Below are 22,498 nucleotides of genomic sequence, written 5' to 3'. Positions count from 1 at the left end.
GGCGATATGTCCAATTCTACTATGCCGCTAAAAGCACTGAAAGAAAGACTAAAAGAAAAAGGTGAAGAATTAGGAGTTCATATTTTTACTCTTCACGAAGAGGTTTTCAATTTTATGAATCGCGTTTAGGAGTGAAAAAAAGATATGCCATTACTTTTATCTCCAAGTGAAATTTTGGATACCGTTCGTATGTTTTGGCTTGAAAACTTGAACATACGTGCAACCACTTTAGCAATGAACATCCAAAAATATGCTCGTGATGATCCTGATCATACAATTTCGCTCATGGAAACAAATATGCCCCCGTTTATTAAGAAATTTATTGATAAGATCTCAGATATTGAAGAGCGTTTTGGTGTTCCAATCGTCAATAAAAGGCTAGCCGTAACCCCCATATCACAATTATTAGGCCCAATGGTCGAAAATGAGGATATGGATGAAAGTATCAATATTGCCTTAAAAATCGCTAAGTCGTTGGATAAAATTGCAAAGGAATCTGGGGTTGATTATGTTGGTGGGTATTCAACTTTTGTTCATCGAGGTTTCACAAAAGCAGATACTGTACTAATAGAATCCCTCCCCGAAGTTATGAGCAAAACTAAAACGGTTTGCGGTTTTGTAAATGTGGCGACAACTCATGCGGGCATCAATTTTGATGCAATTGCCAAAATGGGTGAAATCATTCTAAACGTTGCTCAAAAAACACCTAACGGAATTGGTTGTGCAAAATTTACTGTCTTTGCTAACGCAATGGAAGATACACCTTTTATGCCTGGTGCATTTGCCAGTCCAGGTGGACCTGACGCAACAGTTGTTATCGGAATTAGCGGACCTGGCGTGATCAAAGCAGCAATACAAGAAATTGGTGAAAACGCAGATATTGGGAAATTGGCCGATGAAATCAAGGCTGCTACTTTTAAAGTGACACGTGCCGGTGAGCTAATTGGCAGACAAATCGCAAAAGCGCTAGGGATTGAGTTTGGTGCAGTAGATATCAGTTTAGCCCCTGATCCAAATGGAGGCTCAGTTGCAGAGATTATACAGGCAATGGGGCTAGAAGAGTGCGGAGGTCATGGATCAATAGCAGCGCTTGCTATTCTTGCTGATGCCCTGAAAAAAGGCGGTGCGATGGCCAGTAGTTATGTAGGAGGACTTTCGGGTGTTTTTATCCCAGTTATGGAGGATCAGGGTATGTCAGAGGCAGCAAAAAGAGGTGCAATCGATATTACAACGCTTCATGCTATGAGCAGTGTGTGTGCACTGGGGATCGATATGGTGCTAATACCAGGAGACACAAGCAAAGAAACGATTTCAGCAATCATCGCAGATCAAATCGCAATAGCTATTGCCAATGACAAGCCTGCAGGTGTACGGATTATTCCGGTACCAAAAAGTTATGGAGGCGAAATGATAGAGTATGGTGGTTTGATGGGGAAAGCTCCAGTTCTCAATACAAAACCTTACCGATCAGATACCTTTGTTAAAAGAGGAGGACGTACACCCGCCCCATTTCACAGTTTACGCGGATAACAGGGTATTTTCCCCTTATTTTTTCTATGTAATTGACGAAAGGGATAAATATTTAGCAATACCGTTTTGTATACTGGAGAATATTATGAAACTATGCTATGTGATTATTGATGGATTAGCTATTAACTGCTGGGAAACCGCTGTTAACTCTCCTAATGGGGGATTTCTTAACTATATCGATGATAATACGTTTAAAGTCCCCACACTTGTAGATATTTTTTCAGTCTCAAGACCAGGTCACGTAGCCTTGAGTTATAGGTTGTCGCCGTTTGAAACGAATTTAATAGGCAACAGATTTGTCGACATCGAACAAATGAAGGTGATTAACCCTCCTTTAGATATTTTTAAGAAATATAGATCAGTTTTTGATGATTTAAAGGACGCTGGCCACACTTTGCTCGGATTCGGAAATAAGGGATGCGGAATTTCAGAAGGAGGGATTTCAAAAGAAACGGTAGATCCTGGCGACGAGGGAGGTCAACGTACCCTTCAGCTATACATGCGAATGACTAAGGAAAACGGGTCTTTGTCTACATCTTATTCACCCTTCCATCAGATTGCAATTCCTTCTGGTATCTATCACAATGGAAAGAGAGAGCCGTTTGACGAACTAAATGAAAGACGTAAGAAAATCAGGGAACGTATCTTCGGAGGCGAACACGTAGGAGTAGATAAATTCGGTGAGATGGATGATGTACTCACGGCAAAGGTCGCAGAATTGATTAACGTATATAATCCAAGCGTTATCACAGGGACGATCGGTGGACCAGACAAGGCCATCCATACTGATGGAACAAAATCATTAACGGCTGCAGAAGTGTTAAGAAATGCAATTGAAATGATACGTAAGTTATTGTTCGCGATGGGAGACGATACTTTGTTTATCTTGACGACTGATCATGGTAACTCCGATACGCCAGAAATTTTCCCAATTACTGCAACTATCCAACAACTTGCCAGTATGAATGGATTCTCTGAAAACGATTATGCAATCGCAACTGATGGGAGAAGAGGGTTTAGAATATGGTTTACCGAAGACCTAATACATTCACGAAGTAAACAGATTCATGAGCTTGTTGATCGGCTGAAAAGGATGCCGGCTAATCGCTGGGTTCATTTCACGCCGGAATATGAAGAAATAGAAAACATCTTTGGCAAGGACGTTGGTTATAGTCGAGATAAATTTGGACATGTAATCGGAACAGCTAATGAAGGATATGGTTATGACATCATCTATAGAAAAGCAAATCATGGAGGAATCACGCCAGGGTGCACCCAAATATATACTTTCTTCGCGTATTTTGACGGACACAAACTCACAAAGCCTCACTGGATCAAGGAAAGGCTCCAAAAGTACTTGCAAAATAAGAAGTTGAATTTATGTGATGTTAGCGCAGTGGCTGTAGAGGCTATTGATGTAGAATTATCCGATTATGAAACACCAAAGATGAAAGTTGCTGACTTCTTTGAAAGCAAGCTATCCGCTTGAACTACCCCCAACATGAATTCAACTTATGAGTTAGAAGTTCAGTTACTTTAGGACAGGAATCATAAAACGTCCTGTCGTTCTTCGCATATTTTCGTCAAGGGACACTTCATCAATTTGAACATATCCGTTCTCGTATACATCGAGGATATTGAACACATTCCCCGCAAGCGAGAGCACTTTAGCACTTGATAAACTGCCACAGTTGCTAATAATGGCGTCCTCAACTTGTACACTCCACGTTATGTGCTTATGACCTGTTAACACTAAATCCACTCCGCTTTTTCCAAGAGCAGATAATACCTCACCTGCATCAGTTAGGGAAGCAACGTGTTTGGTATTAGGAACCGGAACGAGATGATGATGCATCGCTACAACTACAATTTTTTGTTCTTTTGTGGCATGAATTTCATCTAGAACTTTTTGCAGTTCGAATCTTCCAACAGAACCGACCTCTTCCTCAAGTAAGCTGGTATTTATCCCGATGATTTTAAGGTTCGGTGACTCCCATACGGGATCCATAGGACCTATCATCTCTGGGAACAGTTCCCACCCAATGGCGTAGCAATCGCGATGTCCGGGTACAATCACTTTCGGTAACTGAAGTTTACTTAATTTATCAGCTGCTATCTTATAGCTCAATCGGTAGGCTTCATTCGTTACATCTCCAGTATGGACAATAACGTCCGCCCCAGACTTATTGATTAATTCTACAGCTTTATCATAATTTGCTTCTTGAAATTCGCGTCCATGGGTAAAATGAGTGTCAGAGATATGAACTATCCGACATAGTTTCTCGCCGCCAAAACGCAAAGCGGGATGATGACGATACTTTTTGGTAACTTTCTTTTCTTTATTCGTATAGATTTGAATTCTGCTTGTTGTTACTTCCTCAGGAATGACGTTTATAATCGAGAAGGAATGAAGTTCACGATATCGTGTTTTATTAGCAGAAAAGGTTCCATTGTTGATTACAATCAGTTCATGGCTACCGTCAGTTATCTTATAAACGTTAGAAATGTGGCGATGACCATTTATCACTATATCTACATCGTAATCCAGCAAAACTTTTAACATATCTCCTGCATCATCGATAGTAGAACGTTCCCTTCCAGTATTGGGAATTGGGAGTAAATGATGATGAAACACAACTACTTTGATTAAATCGTCATCTAGTTGATCCAATCTTTTAGAAAGAGTATGCCGAGATCGACGTCCAACGCGTCCACTATTCTGATCCGGAATTGAACTGTCTAATCCAGTGATATAAAACTTTGTCCCATCGATTTTTGTTTCCATCTCAAATTCCCTGTCTCCATAAAATTCCCCGTATAAGCGATCTCCTACATTTCTGGCATCATGATTTCCAGGAATGAAAATAAGTCTGTTTTTTATCGGTAGGAGGAGTTCTTCAGCTAATTTATAGTCTGCAAGTGTTCCTGATTCGACTATATCTCCTAAATGAAAATAAAAATCGGCTTTAATAGAACAGATTAAGTCTACCCCCATTTTGAAAATATCTTTGTTAAACTCTTGACCTTCCGTGATGTGGGAGTCAGACATAATGACAAATCTTGCCAAAGTTGTTCCCTCTTTGCGTTTGAGATGTTCTTCAGGTTTTTAATGGTGTTGTTATAAGCTTTTCAATGCGTTCAAAAACTATATCCAAAATCTTTCTAATGGTAGTTTCGATTAGCATGTTTTCGATTAACGGGATACCATGTAATCTTGCCTGCTCTAAAAGATGGTCCTGTATTATTCGGATGCCATCAAAATTTTCTAAATAATCCTCAAGTGGTTTTCTCATTACCTTCGTTTTCGCACGCTCGTGGAATCTCATCATATGATCCTCCGCGTTTGAAAGATGAAGAAACACTGGTATAATATTTGGTGATTTGAGCAGTTTTGGATCCATGATTGAGGGCAATATATGGACGCCATCAACAATTATGCTTATTCCTTCTGTCAACGCACGAGCAATCACAGCTTCAATTCCAGAAACGACAAGTCTCGCCTGTTCCTCGAAGCCTATAATCACTTTATTGTAAATTGGACTTACATATTCTTTCATAGATTTGTGAGCAGCATACGAGGAAGAATGTAATGAAGGGACTAATTCTGAAGATAATACTTTACGCATGACTTCTCTGATAGTATCAGTTCCTACTATGTGACTAATAGCTAATCGAGCCGCTAAATTCAGTGCAATAGTAGATTTACCGATGCCTGTAGCACCGCTAATCAGAATAATCAGAGGTTCATGCCTACTCTTAAATTTGAGAAAATTACGATATCGAGTAGCATGAAGTATTTTGCCCTCTTTTTCGAGAATATCACTGACGAGATCATTAAGTTTGGCTTCTGTAAGTTCCCAGATATCCTGCAGTTCCAGTTCTAAAGCTATTGCTTCAGCTGTTTTGTACGCATCAACTAAGTCGAGACCAGTTACCATCATGCGTGTTGCTAACAAACCCCTACTGTAGGGATAATCATAATTATCTGCTTTAATCGTTATGTGTTTGACTCCCATTACTTCGCCTCTCCTGTCTCTGAAAGCCCCCGCCCCTTTAGGGTGGGGTAGTTGACCCTCCTTTTACAATCCTTTTTGTGATCTCAATAAGATACGAATCAAGCTCTTGAATTGAGTTTATTTCTCCGTCAGCATACTCCACTATCTGGAGTTCATTATCACAATAGATAGTTGGCTTTCCCATCTGAAACGCAGTCTTAGTTGCTACATCAACAGCTGAAGCCTTTAATTCAGTCACAAGGACATCCGCGTGAGTTAATTTCTTAAGATCTTCCTTCAATTTTGCGCGATCTGAGAGATGCACACTTGTTCCTAATATATTACAATTGTAATTTTGCTCTAAATAGTTAACTACAGTTTTCATCATTTCAATAGGCATTGTTGTTGCATAAAACACAGTTTTATTCTGTATATCACCTAAAACTTTAGGACGAAAAGTTGTACAACATATCTTAATCTTTGGATTTATCTCTTTTATAGTGGTGCAGATTTCTTGAATCTTATCATCAGTCGCAAGGGGAGTTTCGCAATTTGTTATAATCGCAAGTTCGGAAAGTTTTATCCTATAGGGATTCAAAACATCTTTAACGTTAGAAAGAGGTTGTTGTGCACCGATTACAATAATAAAGGACTGCGCCATCACCGGAGGAATACTTGGTCCGCTACCTTCGGCAATGATTAAATCGATAGTTAATTTTTCAGCGGTTCTGACTCCTTCTTCTACATTATCCAGGAAGGGTGCCCCTGCTAACCCTCCTGCACATCTTCTGCAACCTATCGTTATAACTCTACTAGTTAGAGCATCTTCCCAATAATCACTGGCTGCGTGTTTGCCCTGTCGCGCAACTTTAAGAAGAGATTCCGCGTTGACAATTAATTGGTCGCCTCGGATTAATTCAGGAGTTTCTGGACCTCCTCTGCCCATAGTAAGTATGCAAGGTGTCCATTTCGTTTCTTTGATAACACGTGCGATGTAACCTGCAACAGCTGTTTTCCCAACTCGTTTTCCTGTACCAATAACACTTATTACAGGTTTTCTAGCCTCTATAAAGTCAATGGGGATGAATTGAAAGTCTGCGCCTTTATAACTACATCCTTCAAATAAAGCGGCGCACGCAAAATCCATTCGATCTAGAGAAGTCACTACGGGTTCACCACTAAGATCGAAGACAGAACTGATCTTGCGCTGCTTTATTATTTTGTGTAAAACTGCCTCGAAATTACTCTTTTTGTCAAGAAAATAAATGGGTAAGTTCAGATATTGCTCAATTTCATTAAGATCTCCAATTTTTTCGGTGCCGCCTAGAAATAACGCAGCAACAACTTCTTGATCTGGCAAATTATTTAACTTTTCTATCGCTGCTTTCGTGACAGGCAAGTAATGTTCCCCATCAATGCAGGCAAGTATTTTTTCCATAATTTAATTGTGTTCATATTCATCTTAAAGATTTTTAGATTTTCTAATTAATGACTAATTGAGCTTATGATCTCAAAGCTGAAAATGATGAATTAATCAGAAGGGATTATAAAGAAGTATAACACTAAGAGAAATCTTTGTATTTTGTAAGGGGCAAGCCAAGTTCTTGGAACACTTGTACTGCCCTGTCCGGATAATTCGTTAGAATTCCGTCAATTTTGAGATCTTTCAAAAGATGCTTCATTTCCTCGGGGTCATCCGAGTAAAAGAAATTAACTCTGATCCCCTGTTCATGAAAGCGATCAACCCATTCACTAGTTAACGCTGTTCTTCTAATTTGAACAAATGGAAGGTCCCACTTACAACAAAGATCAAATATTTCTTTTGGAGTTCTTCCTTTCTGTAATAGGCCCAAAGGACAGTCAGGTGCCCGTTTTTTCACGAATGAAATGGTTTCAACATGTTTGATAGCGAGATATCCTCTACTGGGAAGATCATATTCCAAGGCAACTTCAAGAACTGATCCTTCAAACCAATCATCCTTCGGAGAATAATATTTGAGCTCTAAATTCAATTTCATAGATCGTGGAAGTTTTTCCAAAACTTCCTTAAAAAGCGGGATCTTTGTTCCTTCCCACTTTGGGGCTTTCCAACGTCCTACATCGTATTGGATGACTTCTTGCCATAATAGGTCAGTGATCTTTTTTGGAACACCAACAATACGTTCCATTGTCTTGTCGTGGAAAACGACCAATTTTTTATCTGCTGTTGGCTGAATATCCATTTCAACACAAGTTGCACCCAATTCAACTGCTCCTAAGAAAGAAGGAAGAGTATTTTCTGGATAATAACCTGACGCTCCTCGGTGAGCTATAATCCAAGGCAATTGAGTCATTTCTTAACCTTCATCTTTTCTTTTAAAATAAAAAAAAAGAGTAGACAAAAAAAGTCTTTTATTCGATTGGCATTCTATACGCCGCTTCATTGTTTGCGCCACAAGCCGGGCAAATTACAGTTTCAAGTACGTTGTATGGTTCTCCACAATCCATGCATAGTTGTGGTGCTGTCTCATCTACTGATATTTTAAACCCTAGTCCATCCTTTTTCTCTGCTTTTAGGTTAAATCCCGTCCCAGGTTCTTTTATTGGTGGAACGAAATCTTTTTCCCTATAAAAGTATTTAATATCAATTGCACTGCCGGTTCCAACATTCTTAGTACTTGCACATCCGTAAGGATATCTAAAGAAGTTAAAGTCTGTTGCTGCCATTTGTTTTCCACAGATCCCTTTAGCTGGACCTCCAACGTCGACAAAATATTTCCCAAGCACTTTTGTACGAGCCTTCATTCCATCAGTGGTTTTTGCTTCTCTTTCCTTTTCGCCCTTAGTCTTTAATCCTAAAGAAGAGCCAATTGAGTCAAACGCTCGACCGATACCTGATTTCGCTGCACCAATTGCATATTTAATTACCGCACTCGCTGCTCCCGCACCCTCGAATTGAGCTACAAATGCGTCATATGTAGCCTTACGGAGAACCGAAGGTATGGGGGTGTGGAAGTTCGTTGCAAACGTGACCTTAATCATTATTTCTTCATCCAGTTCTGGTACCCTGTACCAAAGTTCGCGCCAATGATAATCTGAGATGATCCACTCTGGCTTCCCCGTATTCGCATTGACCCACAACTCGATCCTTTCCCAGTCCTCGTGCTCCAATCCTTTACTGCCAACGGTAAGCTCAAAGGGCCACCAAAAGAGGTTTCTAAAGACCCAATACTGGTCCCCCTTAAGCCAGACAGGCGCATCTTCCTGAGATTGCATTGGAAAAGCTTCGGGTCTCTTATCATACCAATAGAGGTTCATGTTTTCTGAGCCAAGCACTTGAACAGATCCTATGCCTAAGATGAAGTTTATGAGAAGCATTATATATAGGCCGTTAGTTTCGAATCGGATCAGATCTTCGTTAGCTCCTGTAACAATGAACGTCCCCAGACTGTTAACCGTGTAGGTTATGTACAGCATGATTACGACAATGATTAAAGCTACGATTAAGAAGCTAGATGAAGCTTCTGGTCGCTCGTTTACTGTTTGTTCGAATAAGCCGTACCACTTGAACATAAAGAAGAACAAGAAGATAAGAACAACTATCTGGGTAACTGCAAGTCCTAGAAATTCGATTCCACCGCCAATTATTGTGAAATTAACGTAGATACTATAGCCTACAAGTACCAATGTGACAGCCAACAGCACATAAATGATTGGACGCATCGCGGTAACTAACGTACGCTGAAATACTAGATTCATTGGACTCCATACTGGGGAATATTTGTCAGCTAGTACCTTTGGATCATAAAAGTCTCCGATGTGCTTATTATTGTATTCAACTCTTGCTTTTTCTGAACCCTTAATCGGCTGGACGCCTATCGATTTCAAAGGCTTTGGAACCGTCTCCCAGTGCTTACTTCTGTCCATGTAGCGAAAAGAAACGTATTCACCGAATCTTGGTAAGTCAGTCTGTTTTAGATCAAGGTCTAACACTTGATCCAGCGAATCCAAATCTAACTTGAATTGTTCAGCTTTTTCAAATTCAGCCTCTTTGTTTTTGCCATGGATAAAGTAGTTTGACCATAGGTCACGAAATAGATATGCTGTTCGGAATCTCTTTGCGATATCTCCTTCCTTAGGAATCTCTGTATATGCCATTGTAAAGTAGTTTCCAACTGAACCCCAAAGGCCACCCCATAGAGCTGCTAACACCAGTAGCAAACCATTGACTATATAGATAGATATCTCTGGAGGTGAATAGCGAATTAACGGAACAAATGGAAAACCGATAAGTCCGATGATCTCAAGAGATGGATCGCCTTGAATGATTGCACTGAAATATGAAAGGCTCGTAGTGATACCAATGAGCAGCCCTTGCCAGAAATGGGCGCTACGAAATGCTATGGGTGTTACAATGAGTGACGGAACGAGAAATATCAGCACCTGTCGTAAAACAATGTTTTGAACGCCACTTGGGAAATAGATGGCGATTGCAAAATACGCTACGAGAGCTCCAAGTAACGCAACGATCCATAGAGCTAACACTAGTTTCATCTTGATAAAGTCTTGAAACGAATTCATGATATATTTTGTGAAGTTAAACTGGTTGAAAAACCCGCCAGCAAATCCAGCAACTATGAATAGAACTAAGATTTGAATGTACCATCCGTCGGGGGGTATAACTTCCGTGTCCCAGAAGAATAACCACAAACCAGCGAGTGTACCTATCGCACCAAACACACCAACAATTAAACCTTCAACAAGCCCGGTTTCAACCGGCATGATGAAACCGAGAATTAGTGCTAGTATACCGCCAACAGCGAACACTAGAGCCCAGACATAAGGTCCTATAAGAACTGGATATTCAAGAGACCCAGTAAATACAGCTGGAGGTAACAGAAAGCCAATTAATGCAAAAAAAACTCCACACGCGAACCAATTAACTGCCCACTGCCAAGGTTCATGTCCCCAAAAGGTCTTATCCTTAAGCGGATAATTAAGAAGTGTGAATATCCCTGCAATGACAATTAAAACAACAGCCGTAATGAAAGGTCTGTAAAAAACAAAATTTATTGTTGATACTAACATTAGCAGCGCAGTAATTAATACAATGATACCCATGGTACGCAAAATATTTTTCCATTTTTCAGCTTCTGGTAACAGCGTCATTACAAAGACGATGAGCGGTAGTGCAAGCGTGACATTATATGCGAAGTCGGGAAAAGTGAAGACATCGTAGTAAGGCCATGTATCTGCGTAGATACCGAGGAAATATAAGTAGTCAATAATATTATCCAGCCAAGCAAACCATGCGACAAACGCCGTCATAACGTAGACAATTATTTTTCTTCCTGAAAAGTACGATGAAACTCCCATTTTTGTCAAATCTCCAAAATTTCTTTTATATTTGATTTTATAGTAGTTCTAATTTTAAGAGTTGAATAACTCCTATAGAAATGTTGCGTCCGACATAAACATCTAAAATTTTGGAAAAGATTTTTTCGAGCTAATTGACTAGATAGTTCTGAAGACGAAAGCGCATCTGTCAATAAATCGGTATAGTTTCGACAGTTAAGCAATCTAACATTAAGTTATTTGCCGCAAATTAAGTGAAGTACAATAAAATCCTTGGTAATAGATGTTACATTCTACATATTCACCGGGACATGTTTTTCGCTAGATTGAGATAATTAAAATTAAAGTGCGGAGAATTTTCTCAAAAATCTTAAATACTACCGGGTAGTCAGTTTATACGTAGTACTACAATAGTGGTACTAACAAAAGCTGGAGGACTAGAATATTGCCGGCATGTCCTAGATGCAGAAGAACACTAAGAGAAGGTCTAAGATTCTGTACTTTTTGTGGTTCACCACTATTTTCTCTCTCTAAACCAACTCCAACAACAAGGGCTTCAATGCTGCTTATAGAAGAAGGTAAGAAAAAAGAAAAATTAGCTAATTATATTTGCGTACACTGCGGTAAATTCGCTAACTTTTACTGTCCTGAACACGGCGTGTTTTGCAAACACTGTGCATCGAAAAAAATTTCATTCTGTCCGTCCTGTGGGATAGGATTCCAATCAGCGCCACCTAATGCTAAATGTCAGACTATATTAAACTCCTTGTGTCCCCAATGTGGTAAGCAACTGGTTCTTACGCAATTTCAAAAAGGAGGCGTCTTTGACTCAGATGCTCCTGATTATAAAGTGATGTGTGTAGCTTGTGGGTGGGAATCTGCAAAATCAAAGCCAAAAATCGTTGAAGATACCCTGGCTGACGTCTTCAATCAACTGAACAAGAAGAAACTGGTTCAAGCTGGAGCCCATCCAGTATTATGTAACAGAAATTTGGTGAACACTGGTTGCCCGGTTTGTAACAGAATGGGAATTCCCATTCTCAGGGTATTACCAAGTATAAATGTTGAAACTGTTGAAGCAATTAGAGTTGGAAATAAGATCCCACTTACTTTGACTATTACAGCAAAATTACCTACTGAGTTTAAATTACACTTTCCTGTTTTGAATGAAGACATTTCAGTTGCATTAAAGAAAGATGAAAGTAAACAGATAGATTTAGAGCTGCCTTCAGGTGATGTTGGTGTATTTGCGATACGTGCACAAGCAACAATAACTGCAGGGAACTTTCAACCAACATCTACAGATGTCAATCTCACGCCAGTGTTCGTCTTACCTAACATTGAGATAGAAAGAGAAGCTAAGGCGTTATATATTGACCATGAAGGGCTTATTTCGGTAGATATCCGTAATAAATCTGATTTCGAAGTTACTAATATTGAGGTCAAAACAGATTTCCCATCTGAGTTTGAAGTGGGAAATGGTAATGGGAAGCAAATAGAAAGAATTCGTCCTGGAACGTATAGAGCTGTTGATTTTAAAGTTACACCAACAATTGGTGGATTATATTCTTTGAATCCCACTGAGATTCTTTTTAATGCCCCGAAAATCTTTAAATCTCAAAAATTTGCTATTTACAGCGAACTTCTTACTATTGAGATTGGTAGAGCGTATATGGATATCGTAGATCCAGTTACAGCTGCAGCTGCAGTTTCGGGAGGGAATAATTCCAAACCAACTGGAATGATCATTAAGGAGAGAATCATCGAGAAGAAAGAAGAAGTAGTACTAATAAAGACCGTTCCCACTACCTGTTCAGAATGTGGTGCGCCTTTGAGCGAGGAAAGCGTAGATTGGGTAGGGCCCGAGAAATTCAAGTGTCCAACGTGTGGAAGCACATTAAGTATGAAACTTGAAAGACAAAAGTCGGTTTAAATAGAAAAAAAATGAAAAAAAGGAGTGTGACCCATGGAAAGGCTTAGAAAAATTAAGAATTATTTCAAATGGATTAAGCCTGGTTGGAGGAAAGAGATGCGAGAAAATTATGATCGTGTCTTAAAAGAAAAGATGTTAAATAGTCTAACAAACTCAGATGAGTTATTAGGAGAGATCCAGAAAGCTTCGGTTGACATAGGTAACGATGATGTATTAAAGTTAGGCGAAAGATTAAGGAAGAAATTGAACAGATTTCAACAAGACGTTGAGTTGATGGCTCCCATTTTCGAATTTGAAAAACTCCAAAAACAAAGCAAAATTGCTGAAGGGCCAACAAAGTTTGATGTTACGTTAGAATCAGATACGTTCAAAAACCTTGTTGGGATAGATATGCTTACGTTATTTGAAGTGGATGCAATGGCTGAAATATTACGAGAAACTTTACTTCCTAAGGTAGAAGATGGTAATGCTGAAGACGCTAAGAAAGCTCTAAGAGAAATAAAGAGTGATATGGATGATGTAGTGAGTCTTTTCAAAAAGAGGAATGATTTATTGTTAGGTGTGACCCCAGCAGATCACATTTACCAAGCAATACCTGGTAGATGGCATGGTGTATACAAAAATATAGAAGAAATTCTTGACGAAAAACTATGGCAAATGAGACATCGAGAAAAGGATAAAGTCAGTGATGTTAGAAAAGCAATGGAAGACGAAAAAGCGAAAAAACCACGACTTTTTGGCAAAGGCGACTACTATGAGAAACTTGGAGAAGAAATTCTTAAACTCAAAGATATGATCAAAAATGAAACAGGAGGCATCTGTTCGCTCGCAGATCTCTACATGAAAATGCGTGAACGTAGATTAGACATAGAATTCAATGTAAATGATGTCGAAAAAGCAGTTAAGAAATTAGATAAATCAGGAATGATAGCTGATATACATGTATTACCTTCAGGCTTAAAACTAATCGAATTTGTGCCAGTTGGCATGACAGAAGATTCACGAACAGTACTTGAGCTTGCTGCAACCTCAAATGGATATATTTCCCTTGAAGATTTGTTGGTAAAAACACAATGGGACAATGAACGTGTAATGCGAGCTTTACAAACACTTGAGCAAGAAGGAGTTACCCGACGTGATTCTAGTTATGCGGGAGGCACTGCTTGGTATGTACCAAGCCTATATAAAGGATAAGGAGAGGATGGAGAGAAATGTCGTCGATTAAAGAATGGTTTAGAACCAGAAAAGTGGACAAGGATGTTAAAAGAGTAGCAGACAAAGGATTAGACGCTGATGAGGTAATTGAAAAAGAATGGGGTAGAGATCGATATACCTACATTTGGAACCACCAAGTATATCCTGGAATAATACATCGACTTACATATGAAGATATTATGAATGCTCCGCCAATTTATGATATGCACTGTCCGGGATGTAGAAAACTAGCAGAAGCAAGGAAATGTCCAAAATGTGGAACACTTGCAAATAAAGGACAACAATTCTGTAGAAAATGTGGTGCAGATATACCTACCGAACGAGTTTCTACAATTAAAGCAGGTCAGCCTTTCTGCAAGAAGTGTGGATATGATGCGAGACTTCAGGAACCCATTCGAGGATTTGTTGTACGATCGTATGAAAAAGCATTGTTCTATAAACAGGGAGCTTTGATAGGAGAATTAAGCGCAGGGGTATATGATTTAATACCAGAAGAAGAGAGAAAAATTGAAGAAAAAGCGAGAGAACGTGCGCAAGAATTAGAAGCTTCAGGGAAAATGGACAAAGCGTGGAGAAAAGAGGATTCTAAAGGACTACTTCACAAAATCTTCAGCGGAATGGATGTACGAAAACTCTACAGTGCACTAGTTGGCACTGAAGTCGTATGGGTAAATACACGTGAATATAAAATTCCCTGGGGAGTTCCTAAACGTATCTATACACAAGATAAGATAAAGATCGGAGCCTCAGGCACGGCGTACATCAAAATTAGTGACCCTAAACGCCTCGTTCAAAACTTTATTGGTGGTAAGGAGAAATTAGCGCCTGATGAATTTGATAACTGGGCAAAAGACTCCATGAGAGGAATCGTAACGCAAACATTATCCACCTATCCATTAGAAGATGTGTTTTCAAATCGCGAAGGTATTTCCACTAAAGCAAAAGTAATCGCTGAGAATACATTTGGCGATTGGGGAGTCCAGTTAGCGCGACTTGAAATAGCAACCATCGCTGGAGCTGAAGAATACGAAGAATTAGTTATACAAAAAACTGCCAAGGCGAAAATGATAAGTTCCGAAACAGAACTTGCGATGCTTGAAAAAGAAAAGGAGTTAAAACTAGCAGAATTAGAAGCTATGAAAGCAAAATATGAAGCACTCTCATCAACTGCTGAAGATGAAGCACTTGCACGAATAGAAGCTGAAAAGTACGCTACAATGAAAGGTATTGACGCAGAGTTGTATTTACGAGCCAAAGAAGCGGGCATAAGTGTTGAGGATCTTGTAAAAGCTGAAGGATATCGTGAACTAGGTAAGAAAGGTGTCTCAATTGATGCATCCCCAACAATAGTCACCGGAGCTGGTGTTGTTCCAGTCGCAGGGCCATCAACGATTCCAACCACGTCTACTGATACAGGTAAAATTAAAAATGAGATAAAAGAGCGTCAAGAAAGAATAGAAAAAGCAGATGATCTGCTCCTTGATGGAAAAATCTCCGAGGAGAAGCACTCAGATTTAGTTGCACGCCTGAAGAAGGAGATTGCAGAGCTCAAAGCACAGTTAGGTTAAATAATAGTGTTCCAACCCCATAAAAGAACAACCTTTATAAGAAATCTCAAAATATCAAATCTTTCACTTTTTTTATCCTTTTTTTGAATTTTTGATTCTAAGCAAAATAAATAGTCTATACAGATATTAAAGAATCAATTCTTATTTTTCGCAAAAATCTCGCAATTTTATTTACAGTCTTGGTCTTGTTGTATAACGAAAAGGATAGTTTATTTAAATTGGGAATTTAAGAAAGATGATATTGGTTTCCTTTTTCTTCTCTTTAGAGATAAAGGGAAAAAATAAGGCTCAAATTGACAACTGGCAAATGTTTATAAATGAATTAAGTCTAGTATCGAAAATACTAGAATAGAGGAACAAAATCTCGTATCGGTGAGATGTTTCATGGTTACCATTTATGAAGTGCCAGCGGCTATACTAAATAAAGAAGTTGCGAGTGAACTTAAGAACATAGATGAGCTTAAACCTCCAGCATGGGCGTCCTTTGTTAAAACTGGCGTCTTTCGGGAGAAGGCACCGACCAATCCTAATTGGTGGTATGTCAGGCTAGCTAGCCTGCTACGTAAAGTATATATTAATGGCCCAATTGGAGTCAATCGTCTTCGAATAAAGTATGGAGGAAGACTACGCAAAGGCAATAGAAGAGAGCATTTTAGAAAAGGCGCTGGGAAGATAATTAGATTAGGTTTACAACAATTAGAGGCGTTAGGTTTTATTGAGAAGCCAAATGATACTTCTGGCCGAACATTATCGGCTAAAGGTCGTTCTTTTATGGATCGTGCTGCTAACAAGATTTTAAAGCAATTAAAAAAGTAAGAATGATTTTTTAACTTGGAGGGAAAAACCTTGTCGGATGAAGAACTTGAAGAATTAAAGAAAAGACGTATGCTTGAGTTACAACAGCAACAAGGAGAACAAGAACGACAAGCACAAATGCAACAGGAACTAGAAGCCCAGAAACAAGCAATACTCCGACAGATATTGACTCCTGAAGCAAGAGAACGATTGAATCGAATAAAAATTGTAAAACCCGAATTGGCTGAAGCGGTTGAACTTCAATTAATTCAACTTGCACAAGCTGGACGACTTGGCAATGTATTAACTGATGACCAATTAAAAACCATTTTACGAAGATTGACTGATAAACAAAGAGATATTAAAATCACACGAAAATAGGAGATTCTTGTCATTGGCACGATATAAACCTTTAGGAAAAAAATTGCGACTAGGAAAAGCACTGAAGCAATCAAGAAGCGTTCCTGCATGGATAGTTGTTAGAACTCGAAGAAGAGTGCGTACACATCCTAAAAGTAGGCATTGGCGACGTACACGCTTAAAGAAATAGTAGAAAGGATGCGTAAACGAAATGTCAGATGAAGAAATATTAGATGAAGAAATTGAAAAAGAAGAGTTATATACTATTCCATTTCGTGACGTAAAGCACGCCCCACGGCATAAACGCACAGTTCGTGCGATAAAGATTCTGAAACACTACATAGAACGTCATATGAAAGTAAATCCTATTGACATTCGAATTGATCCAGAACTCAATGAAGAACTTTGGAAGCGAGGTATCGAAAAACCTCCGAGAAAAATAAGAGTTAGGGCAGTGAAGGACACCGAAGGGATATGTGAAGTTTACTTAGCAAAATGAACATTTTATTTCAATAGATATTTCTCTTTTTGTTTTTTCAAAAATTAATGTAATTACTATATACTCAATAATAAATAAGAGTTTAAAGTGCGAATGTTTGTGAGATTCTTACTAATTCAGGACCTGTAGTCTCTTCGCCTGTAACGCACCCCTGTGAATTAACTAAGATTCCTGTTGAGACATATGGAACACCTCTGTTAACGGTCCCAATATCAGAATGTACTTTCAAGCCTTCGCTAATCCATTCTAATTCCTTTTCGGTAGCTAATGGGTGCACCATAGCGCCTTCATTACTTGCTGCTCCAAGTGATCCGATTAAAGATGAATTGACGATCTTTCCTTGCAAAACTTCTACATTGAGAATATCAGTGATTTGCTTAATGTCTTCTTTACCAAATTCATCCGCAGCAATTGCGCCTTTGTCATTAGCAAGAATGCAATTTCCGACAGTTAGTTTACTTTTCATTCTTTCAACAGGGATACCAATTTCCTTCTTAAGATATTCAATCTCATCATCATCAGAAAGAAAATGAGTTAATAGACCAAATTTATTACCAGCGGCTAATATTCCAATTAGATGCGATTGATAAATTGAAGTTTTGATAATTGGCGCAGCAAATACCTCATGTAGCTTATTGACTACTCTTTTTGGAAGGTTTCTTGGAACCAATACATAACTATCAGTAGCCAGTGAGATTATGCCGACTGAGGCGATTCCATTAAAGTTATTCTGAACAATAACCACACAGTTCACCAGGTACACTGTTAATCCATTTTACTCTCAGAAAGGACTCTCGCCAGATAAATATCACTCAGAACGAAGTCTTTGCAAGATGAATGACCTTGCTAGGATAAAAATTATTAAGCTTTTCATTGTGCAATTTAAAAACCAATTTTCACAGCAAGAGTTTTTTTACAAAGCAAAAATTCTCAACCCAAATGTAAAAGGTTAAAAGATAATATGTTAAGATGTGCACAAAAGGTTTCACTGAAAATAGAGGTGTTTTTATTGTCAGTATTTCGGATTAAGGGCGTCTATAGAGCAAAGAGTAAAAAGATCCCATTCGCCAAAGAGATCAAAGCCCTAAAAGAAACCCATGCAATTGAAAACGTTTTATCCCTTATAGGGAGTAAACACAAAGTTCCAAGAAAATTCATAAAAATAACTGAAATTGAACAAATTCAAGATGAAGATATTACCGATCCTGTACTGAAGAGCCTTACTTCTGAATTATCACGAATATAAATAATTTGCCAAGGGAGGCATAAAGAATGGCTGAAGAACAAAAAAAGATTGAACAGATGGTTCACGAACTCAATCATCAACAAGCTAATGCAGATGTATTAAGAACTAATGTCGAAGCTGTTGAAGCTCAAATTAATCAGATTACAATTACAGGTGTCACACTTGATGGAATCACTAAAGCAGAAGAAGGTCAAGAGGTCCTTTTACCTATTGGATCGAATTCATTTGTTTTTGCAACACTTGCAAACGTACAAAAGGTTATTCTAGGGATAGGTAGTGATGTAGTTATTGAAACGAGTATAGAGAACGCTCAAGAAAAACTTGCTGAACGATTACAAGAACTACGAGGAATTTCCACAACACTCCAAAACCAGTTGGGAACCACTCTCCAGAGAATAGAAGAACTTCGGGCTACTGTACAAGAAACTTACAATAAGATGCAACAAAAATAGCATCAATATTACTTTTTTCTGAACAATTACTGTTTAAGTGACCTTCATAGAGAGAAATTAAGATGTTTGAAAAGTTAAAAAAGAGTCTCACAGGATTCGCTGACAAGGTATCCACTAAGACTTTAAGCGAAGATCAAATTGATGATGTTCTCTGGGAACTACAATTAATTCTTCTTGAAAACGATGTTGCGCTTTCTGTTGCAGCTGAAATTGGAGAACTTATGAAACAACAGTTGACTGGTGAGAAGGTAGGTCGTCTTAAGAGCACAAAGAAATTCGTCTATAGTGCCTTAAGAAATACAATTCTAGAAATCCTTAAAGTAGAGGGTATAGATCTTTTTGAGTTAGCAAAAAAAGGCAAAGAACAGGGGCAACCTTTAGCGATTGTATTTTTAGGAGTTAATGGTACAGGAAAAACAACAACTTTAGCCAAGCTTACTAGTCTATTCCAAAAAAAGGGTTTTTCTGTAGTCCTTGCAGCATCGGATACTTTCCGTGCAGGAAGCATAGAGCAAATAGAAATTCATGCAAACAAACTTGGAGTTAAAGTAATCAAACACAAATATGGCTCGGATTCTGCTGCTGTTGCCTTTGATGCTGTTAGTCATGCAATTGCAAAAAACATAGATATTGTTCTAATTGATACTGCTGGGAGAATGCAAACCAATAAGAACCTTATGGGAGAGATGGAAAAGATCGTTCGTGTTCTTAAACGAATCGAAGACGCGAATGTGATTACAGTCTTTGTAGGAGACAGTCTTGCTGGTAATGATGCCGTCGAACAAGCTCGCGAATTCAATGAGGCTGTAGGTATTGATGCTTCAATACTGACTAAAGTTGATGCTGATGCAAAAGGAGGGGCTGCTATTTCTATTGCTCATGTTACGAAAAAGCCCATTGTATTTATTGGAATCGGTCAAGAATACAAAGATCTAGATGCATTTTATCCTAAAAAGTTTGCTGAAAAGATCGTACCAGAAAGTGCTATATAATATAATTATTATTAGATCTTAAATTAAGTTAGTTAACTCCTATTTAGAAAAAGGAGGAGGACCTTATGGATATTCGAGGACAGGATTTCTTTACATTGCAAGATTTTTCATTTGAAGAAATTCATTATATGTTGGATATTGCGAGCGATCTTAAGAAGATGTATCTTCGTGGAGAGTCGTCTGAGATACTAAATGGAAAAACATTAGCTATGATTTTTGAAAAATCAAGTACTAGAACTCGTGTATCCTTTGAAGTGGCTATGCGCCAATTGGGAGGTTATGCCCTATTTTTAGGCGCAAAAGATTTGCAACTTGGTAGAGGAGAAACTATCCCTGATACTGCGCGTACACTAGCCCGATATGTAGATGGAATTATGGCACGTGTTTACTCACATGAAGACTTATTAGATCTTGCAGATTTCTCACAAGTCCCAGTTATAAACGGTCTAAGTGATTTATTCCATCCCTGTCAAATATTGGCTGACCTTTTGACTATTAAGGAGAAGAGGAAAAATTTTGAGAATTTGAAGATAAGCTATGTTGGAGATGGAAATAATGTCTGTAATTCTTTACTTATAGGATGCTCAAAACTAGGCATCAATATATCAGTGGGCTGTCCGGAAAACTATGAACCATTAGAAGATGTTATTGATTTAGCAAAAGACAACGCAAGAATATTTGATTCTGAAGTTCAGATAGTTCACGATCCTCAAGACGCAGTTCTTGATGCAGATGTTGTCTATACTGATACCTTTATTTCAATGGGGCAAGAGGCTGAAGCAGAGGAAAGAATGGAAGTTTTTCCACCATTTCAAGTAAATCAAGAATTACTAAACAATGCACTAATAAATGTCATTGTAATGCATTGCCTTCCAGCACATCGCGGTCAAGAAATTACTGACGAGGTGATTGATGGACCTAATTCAGTTGTGTGGGATCAAGCGGAAAACAGATTACATGCACAAAAGGCAATTCTAACATTGCTTCTTTGATTAACTCAATGCAATCTAATTCAATGACGCCTAAAGCGAATTTTTAACAACCAAATCAGGGACCGTACACCATCAAGTTTACTGATTTTTGCTTTTCCTTTTTTCCGTTTATGATATTCGATAGGCAATTCGACTAATCGATATCTATTCAATAATATTCTTCCTGTAATGTCAGGTTCAACCTCAAATCGTTCTGCCTGTATATTGATGTTTTCAAGTACATATTTTCGAAAAACCTTATATCCAGTCATCATATCTGTTACCCTTGTACCAAAAAGTAAAGATGTTGCCAAAGTCAGTCCTAAGTTGCCTAAAGCATGAGAAAAAGTCATACCATAAAGTTTTCCTTTGAATCTTGATCCATAAACTACATCGGCTTTACCTTCAATCAAAGGTTTAATTAAACTCGGGATATCTTTCGGTAAATACTCCATATCTGCATCTTGGATAACAACTATATCCCCATTTGCGGCGTTAAAACCAGTTTTTAATGCTGTACCTTTACCTTTATTCATTTTATGCGTAATTAGTCTTACATTATTCATTTTTTTGACGATTTCTGATGTTTCATCAGTTGATCCATCATCTACAACAAGAATTTCGTACTTATAACCAAGATTGAGGGCTTTTATTCTTCGAATTACTTCTTTGATCGAATGTGCTTCATTATAAGCAGGAATAAGAATTGTAATCTTCAAATCAAAGCCCTCTGGATAATTCGAGTAATTGAAGCCTAATACCATTACTAGTGTTTAAAATATTTCTCCCATAATAATGATTCAATTCTACATGAGAAAGCAGTACTAACGTTGTTTTTTCACTTTATAGGGATATCTACTGTAATTTTTGCATTTATAGCATGTTATAACTATGTGTGGTTCACGTTTGTTACGTAATCTTGAGTGACAGGTCACACCCGGAATTAATAATGAATGACAATGTTTACAAATTTGCCAACGTTGAGATCGTGGAATTCGGACCTTATGTCGCATACCAATCCGTAAGGCAAGTTGTACATATCTTTGTGCCAGATTACTATCTGTATTAAATACTGCCTTAGCTAATTCAAGAAGATGTTCGATCCTTTCACGTGCAATTTTCTTTATGGAGCGAGTATTTATTCTTCTACGACGTTTCATGACGATCTCACAAAAACTTTGATAAAAGTGATATGAACGAAAATCTATAAAATTATTCCCTTTTGTAGTCAAGCTTCAATGAAGACCGAAAACCAGTTGTATTTAAAAGATATTTCATTATTAAAGGAGAAAAAATGAAAGACTCTATTTTATACTTCATTTTAGCAGAATCCGCACTGGAATCAATCCCCGTCGAATTTAGAAAGCTGGCAAAATTTCGAAGATATGCTAAAAAACAGAAAAAATCCCCCGAAACCATTATTTTTGATAAATCTATTCACTCATTTTTTATAGATAATCCAAAAGCATATGAGAAAAGAGGACGCCCTGATATAGTACATATCTCACTTCTATCAATTTTAGGCACACCGCTATGTAAATTAGGATACATAAAAATCTTCATACATACTTTGAAGGATATTGTTATCCAGGTCGACCCCAATGTAAG

Annotated in this window: 21 protein-coding genes and 1 pseudogene; 14 read left to right on the top strand and 8 right to left on the bottom strand. The window is 38.2% G+C overall.

What is annotated here, in order from left to right; genetic code table 11:
* The first annotated feature begins 144 nt into the window (after positions 1 to 144).
* Complete coding sequence (locus tag QVB70_RS14980; RefSeq protein WP_287587890.1) at positions 145 to 1,530, top strand: DUF711 family protein; 1,386 nt, start codon at positions 145 to 147, stop codon at positions 1,528 to 1,530.
* A gap of 85 nt (positions 1,531 to 1,615) precedes the next feature.
* Positions 1,616 to 3,019 (top strand): alkaline phosphatase family protein, encoded by a 1,404-nt coding sequence (locus QVB70_RS14975; RefSeq protein WP_287587887.1) that lies wholly within the window; start codon positions 1,616 to 1,618, stop codon positions 3,017 to 3,019.
* A 42-nt stretch (positions 3,020 to 3,061) separates the two neighbouring features.
* On the opposite strand, the gene QVB70_RS14970 is transcribed toward QVB70_RS14975, so the two are convergent.
* From QVB70_RS14970 to QVB70_RS14950, 5 genes are all read right to left on the bottom strand, one after another.
* On the bottom strand, positions 3,062 to 4,597 hold the full coding sequence (locus QVB70_RS14970; protein WP_287587885.1) for a metallophosphoesterase: 1,536 nt from the start codon (positions 4,595 to 4,597) through the stop codon (positions 3,062 to 3,064).
* Between the two features lie 31 nt (positions 4,598 to 4,628).
* Positions 4,629 to 5,546: an AAA family ATPase gene (locus QVB70_RS14965; RefSeq protein ID WP_287587882.1), complete on the bottom strand. Its 918-nt coding sequence runs from the start codon at positions 5,544 to 5,546 to the stop codon at positions 4,629 to 4,631.
* A 37-nt stretch (positions 5,547 to 5,583) separates the two neighbouring features.
* Positions 5,584 to 6,924: a 2,3-diphosphoglycerate synthetase gene (locus QVB70_RS14960; RefSeq protein ID WP_287587880.1), complete on the bottom strand. Its 1,341-nt coding sequence runs from the start codon at positions 6,922 to 6,924 to the stop codon at positions 5,584 to 5,586.
* 163 nt (positions 6,925 to 7,087) lie between these two features.
* The gene (locus tag QVB70_RS14955) at positions 7,088 to 7,858 is read right to left on the bottom strand and encodes a glycerophosphodiester phosphodiesterase (protein ID WP_287587877.1); all 771 of its coding nucleotides are present in this window, start codon (positions 7,856 to 7,858) and stop codon (positions 7,088 to 7,090) included.
* Between the two features lie 58 nt (positions 7,859 to 7,916).
* Complete coding sequence (locus QVB70_RS14950) at positions 7,917 to 10,880, bottom strand: hypothetical protein (RefSeq protein ID WP_287587874.1); 2,964 nt, start codon at positions 10,878 to 10,880, stop codon at positions 7,917 to 7,919.
* 424 nt (positions 10,881 to 11,304) lie between these two features.
* On the opposite strand from QVB70_RS14950, the gene QVB70_RS14945 reads away from it, so the two are divergent.
* The 7 genes from QVB70_RS14945 to QVB70_RS14915 all read left to right on the top strand — a co-directional run bounded on the left by QVB70_RS14945 (position 11,305) and on the right by QVB70_RS14915 (position 17,229).
* Positions 11,305 to 12,792 (top strand): hypothetical protein, encoded by a 1,488-nt coding sequence (locus tag QVB70_RS14945; RefSeq protein ID WP_287587872.1) that lies wholly within the window; start codon positions 11,305 to 11,307, stop codon positions 12,790 to 12,792.
* Positions 12,793 to 12,825: 33 nt separating this feature from the next.
* Positions 12,826 to 13,986, top strand: coding sequence for a hypothetical protein (locus QVB70_RS14940; protein WP_287587870.1), 1,161 nt, complete (start codon positions 12,826 to 12,828; stop codon positions 13,984 to 13,986).
* Between the two features lie 17 nt (positions 13,987 to 14,003).
* Complete coding sequence (locus QVB70_RS14935; RefSeq protein ID WP_287587867.1) at positions 14,004 to 15,575, top strand: SPFH domain-containing protein; 1,572 nt, start codon at positions 14,004 to 14,006, stop codon at positions 15,573 to 15,575.
* Between the two features lie 384 nt (positions 15,576 to 15,959).
* Positions 15,960 to 16,391 (top strand): 30S ribosomal protein S19e, encoded by a 432-nt coding sequence (locus QVB70_RS14930; protein ID WP_287587864.1) that lies wholly within the window; start codon positions 15,960 to 15,962, stop codon positions 16,389 to 16,391.
* 30 nt (positions 16,392 to 16,421) lie between these two features.
* A complete protein-coding gene (locus QVB70_RS14925) occupies positions 16,422 to 16,751 on the top strand; it encodes a DNA-binding protein (protein WP_287587861.1) in 330 nt (109 codons plus the stop codon).
* Positions 16,752 to 16,764: 13 nt separating this feature from the next.
* Complete coding sequence (locus QVB70_RS14920; RefSeq protein WP_287587858.1) at positions 16,765 to 16,920, top strand: 50S ribosomal protein L39e; 156 nt, start codon at positions 16,765 to 16,767, stop codon at positions 16,918 to 16,920.
* 21 nt (positions 16,921 to 16,941) lie between these two features.
* The gene (locus tag QVB70_RS14915; protein ID WP_287587856.1) at positions 16,942 to 17,229 is read left to right on the top strand and encodes a 50S ribosomal protein L31e; all 288 of its coding nucleotides are present in this window, start codon (positions 16,942 to 16,944) and stop codon (positions 17,227 to 17,229) included.
* A gap of 82 nt (positions 17,230 to 17,311) precedes the next feature.
* On the opposite strand, the gene QVB70_RS14910 is transcribed toward QVB70_RS14915, so the two are convergent.
* The gene (locus QVB70_RS14910) at positions 17,312 to 17,974 is read right to left on the bottom strand and encodes a translation initiation factor IF-6 (protein ID WP_287587854.1); all 663 of its coding nucleotides are present in this window, start codon (positions 17,972 to 17,974) and stop codon (positions 17,312 to 17,314) included.
* Between the two features lie 264 nt (positions 17,975 to 18,238).
* Between QVB70_RS14910 and rpl18a the strand changes: the two genes are divergently transcribed.
* The 4 genes from rpl18a to argF all read left to right on the top strand — a co-directional run bounded on the left by rpl18a (position 18,239) and on the right by argF (position 20,911).
* Positions 18,239 to 18,475 carry a 50S ribosomal protein L18Ae gene (rpl18a, locus tag QVB70_RS14905; RefSeq protein ID WP_287587852.1) on the top strand — a complete coding sequence of 79 codons (237 nt, stop codon included), beginning with the start codon at positions 18,239 to 18,241 and terminating at the stop codon, positions 18,473 to 18,475.
* Positions 18,476 to 18,501: 26 nt separating this feature from the next.
* Positions 18,502 to 18,927, top strand: a complete 426-nt coding sequence (gene pfdA, locus QVB70_RS14900; protein ID WP_287587849.1) for a prefoldin subunit alpha — start codon at positions 18,502 to 18,504, stop codon at positions 18,925 to 18,927.
* Between the two features lie 62 nt (positions 18,928 to 18,989).
* The gene (gene ftsY / locus QVB70_RS14895) at positions 18,990 to 19,919 is read left to right on the top strand and encodes a signal recognition particle-docking protein FtsY (protein WP_287587847.1); all 930 of its coding nucleotides are present in this window, start codon (positions 18,990 to 18,992) and stop codon (positions 19,917 to 19,919) included.
* Between the two features lie 65 nt (positions 19,920 to 19,984).
* Entirely contained in the window at positions 19,985 to 20,911 is a 927-nt protein-coding gene (gene argF / locus QVB70_RS14890; RefSeq protein ID WP_287587843.1) for an ornithine carbamoyltransferase, read from the top strand.
* Positions 20,912 to 20,931: 20 nt separating this feature from the next.
* On the opposite strand, the gene QVB70_RS14885 is transcribed toward argF, so the two are convergent.
* Both QVB70_RS14885 and QVB70_RS14880 read right to left on the bottom strand, forming a co-directional pair.
* Positions 20,932 to 21,609: a glycosyltransferase family 2 protein gene (locus QVB70_RS14885; RefSeq protein ID WP_287587840.1), complete on the bottom strand. Its 678-nt coding sequence runs from the start codon at positions 21,607 to 21,609 to the stop codon at positions 20,932 to 20,934.
* 105 nt (positions 21,610 to 21,714) lie between these two features.
* Positions 21,715 to 22,050 carry a hypothetical protein gene (locus QVB70_RS14880; RefSeq protein ID WP_287587836.1) on the bottom strand — a complete coding sequence of 112 codons (336 nt, stop codon included), beginning with the start codon at positions 22,048 to 22,050 and terminating at the stop codon, positions 21,715 to 21,717.
* Between the two features lie 134 nt (positions 22,051 to 22,184).
* Here QVB70_RS14880 and QVB70_RS14875 point away from each other — a divergent pair.
* Positions 22,185 to 22,498, top strand: a pseudogene (locus QVB70_RS14875) (16S rRNA methyltransferase); the annotation flags it as partial.

The sequence above is a fragment of the Candidatus Borrarchaeum sp. genome, from assembly GCF_019058535.1.
Lineage (GTDB): Archaea > Asgardarchaeota > Sifarchaeia > Borrarchaeales > Borrarchaeaceae > Borrarchaeum > Borrarchaeum weybense.
Note: the sequence above shows the minus strand (reverse complement) of the source record. Positions and strands in the feature narration are given on the sequence as shown.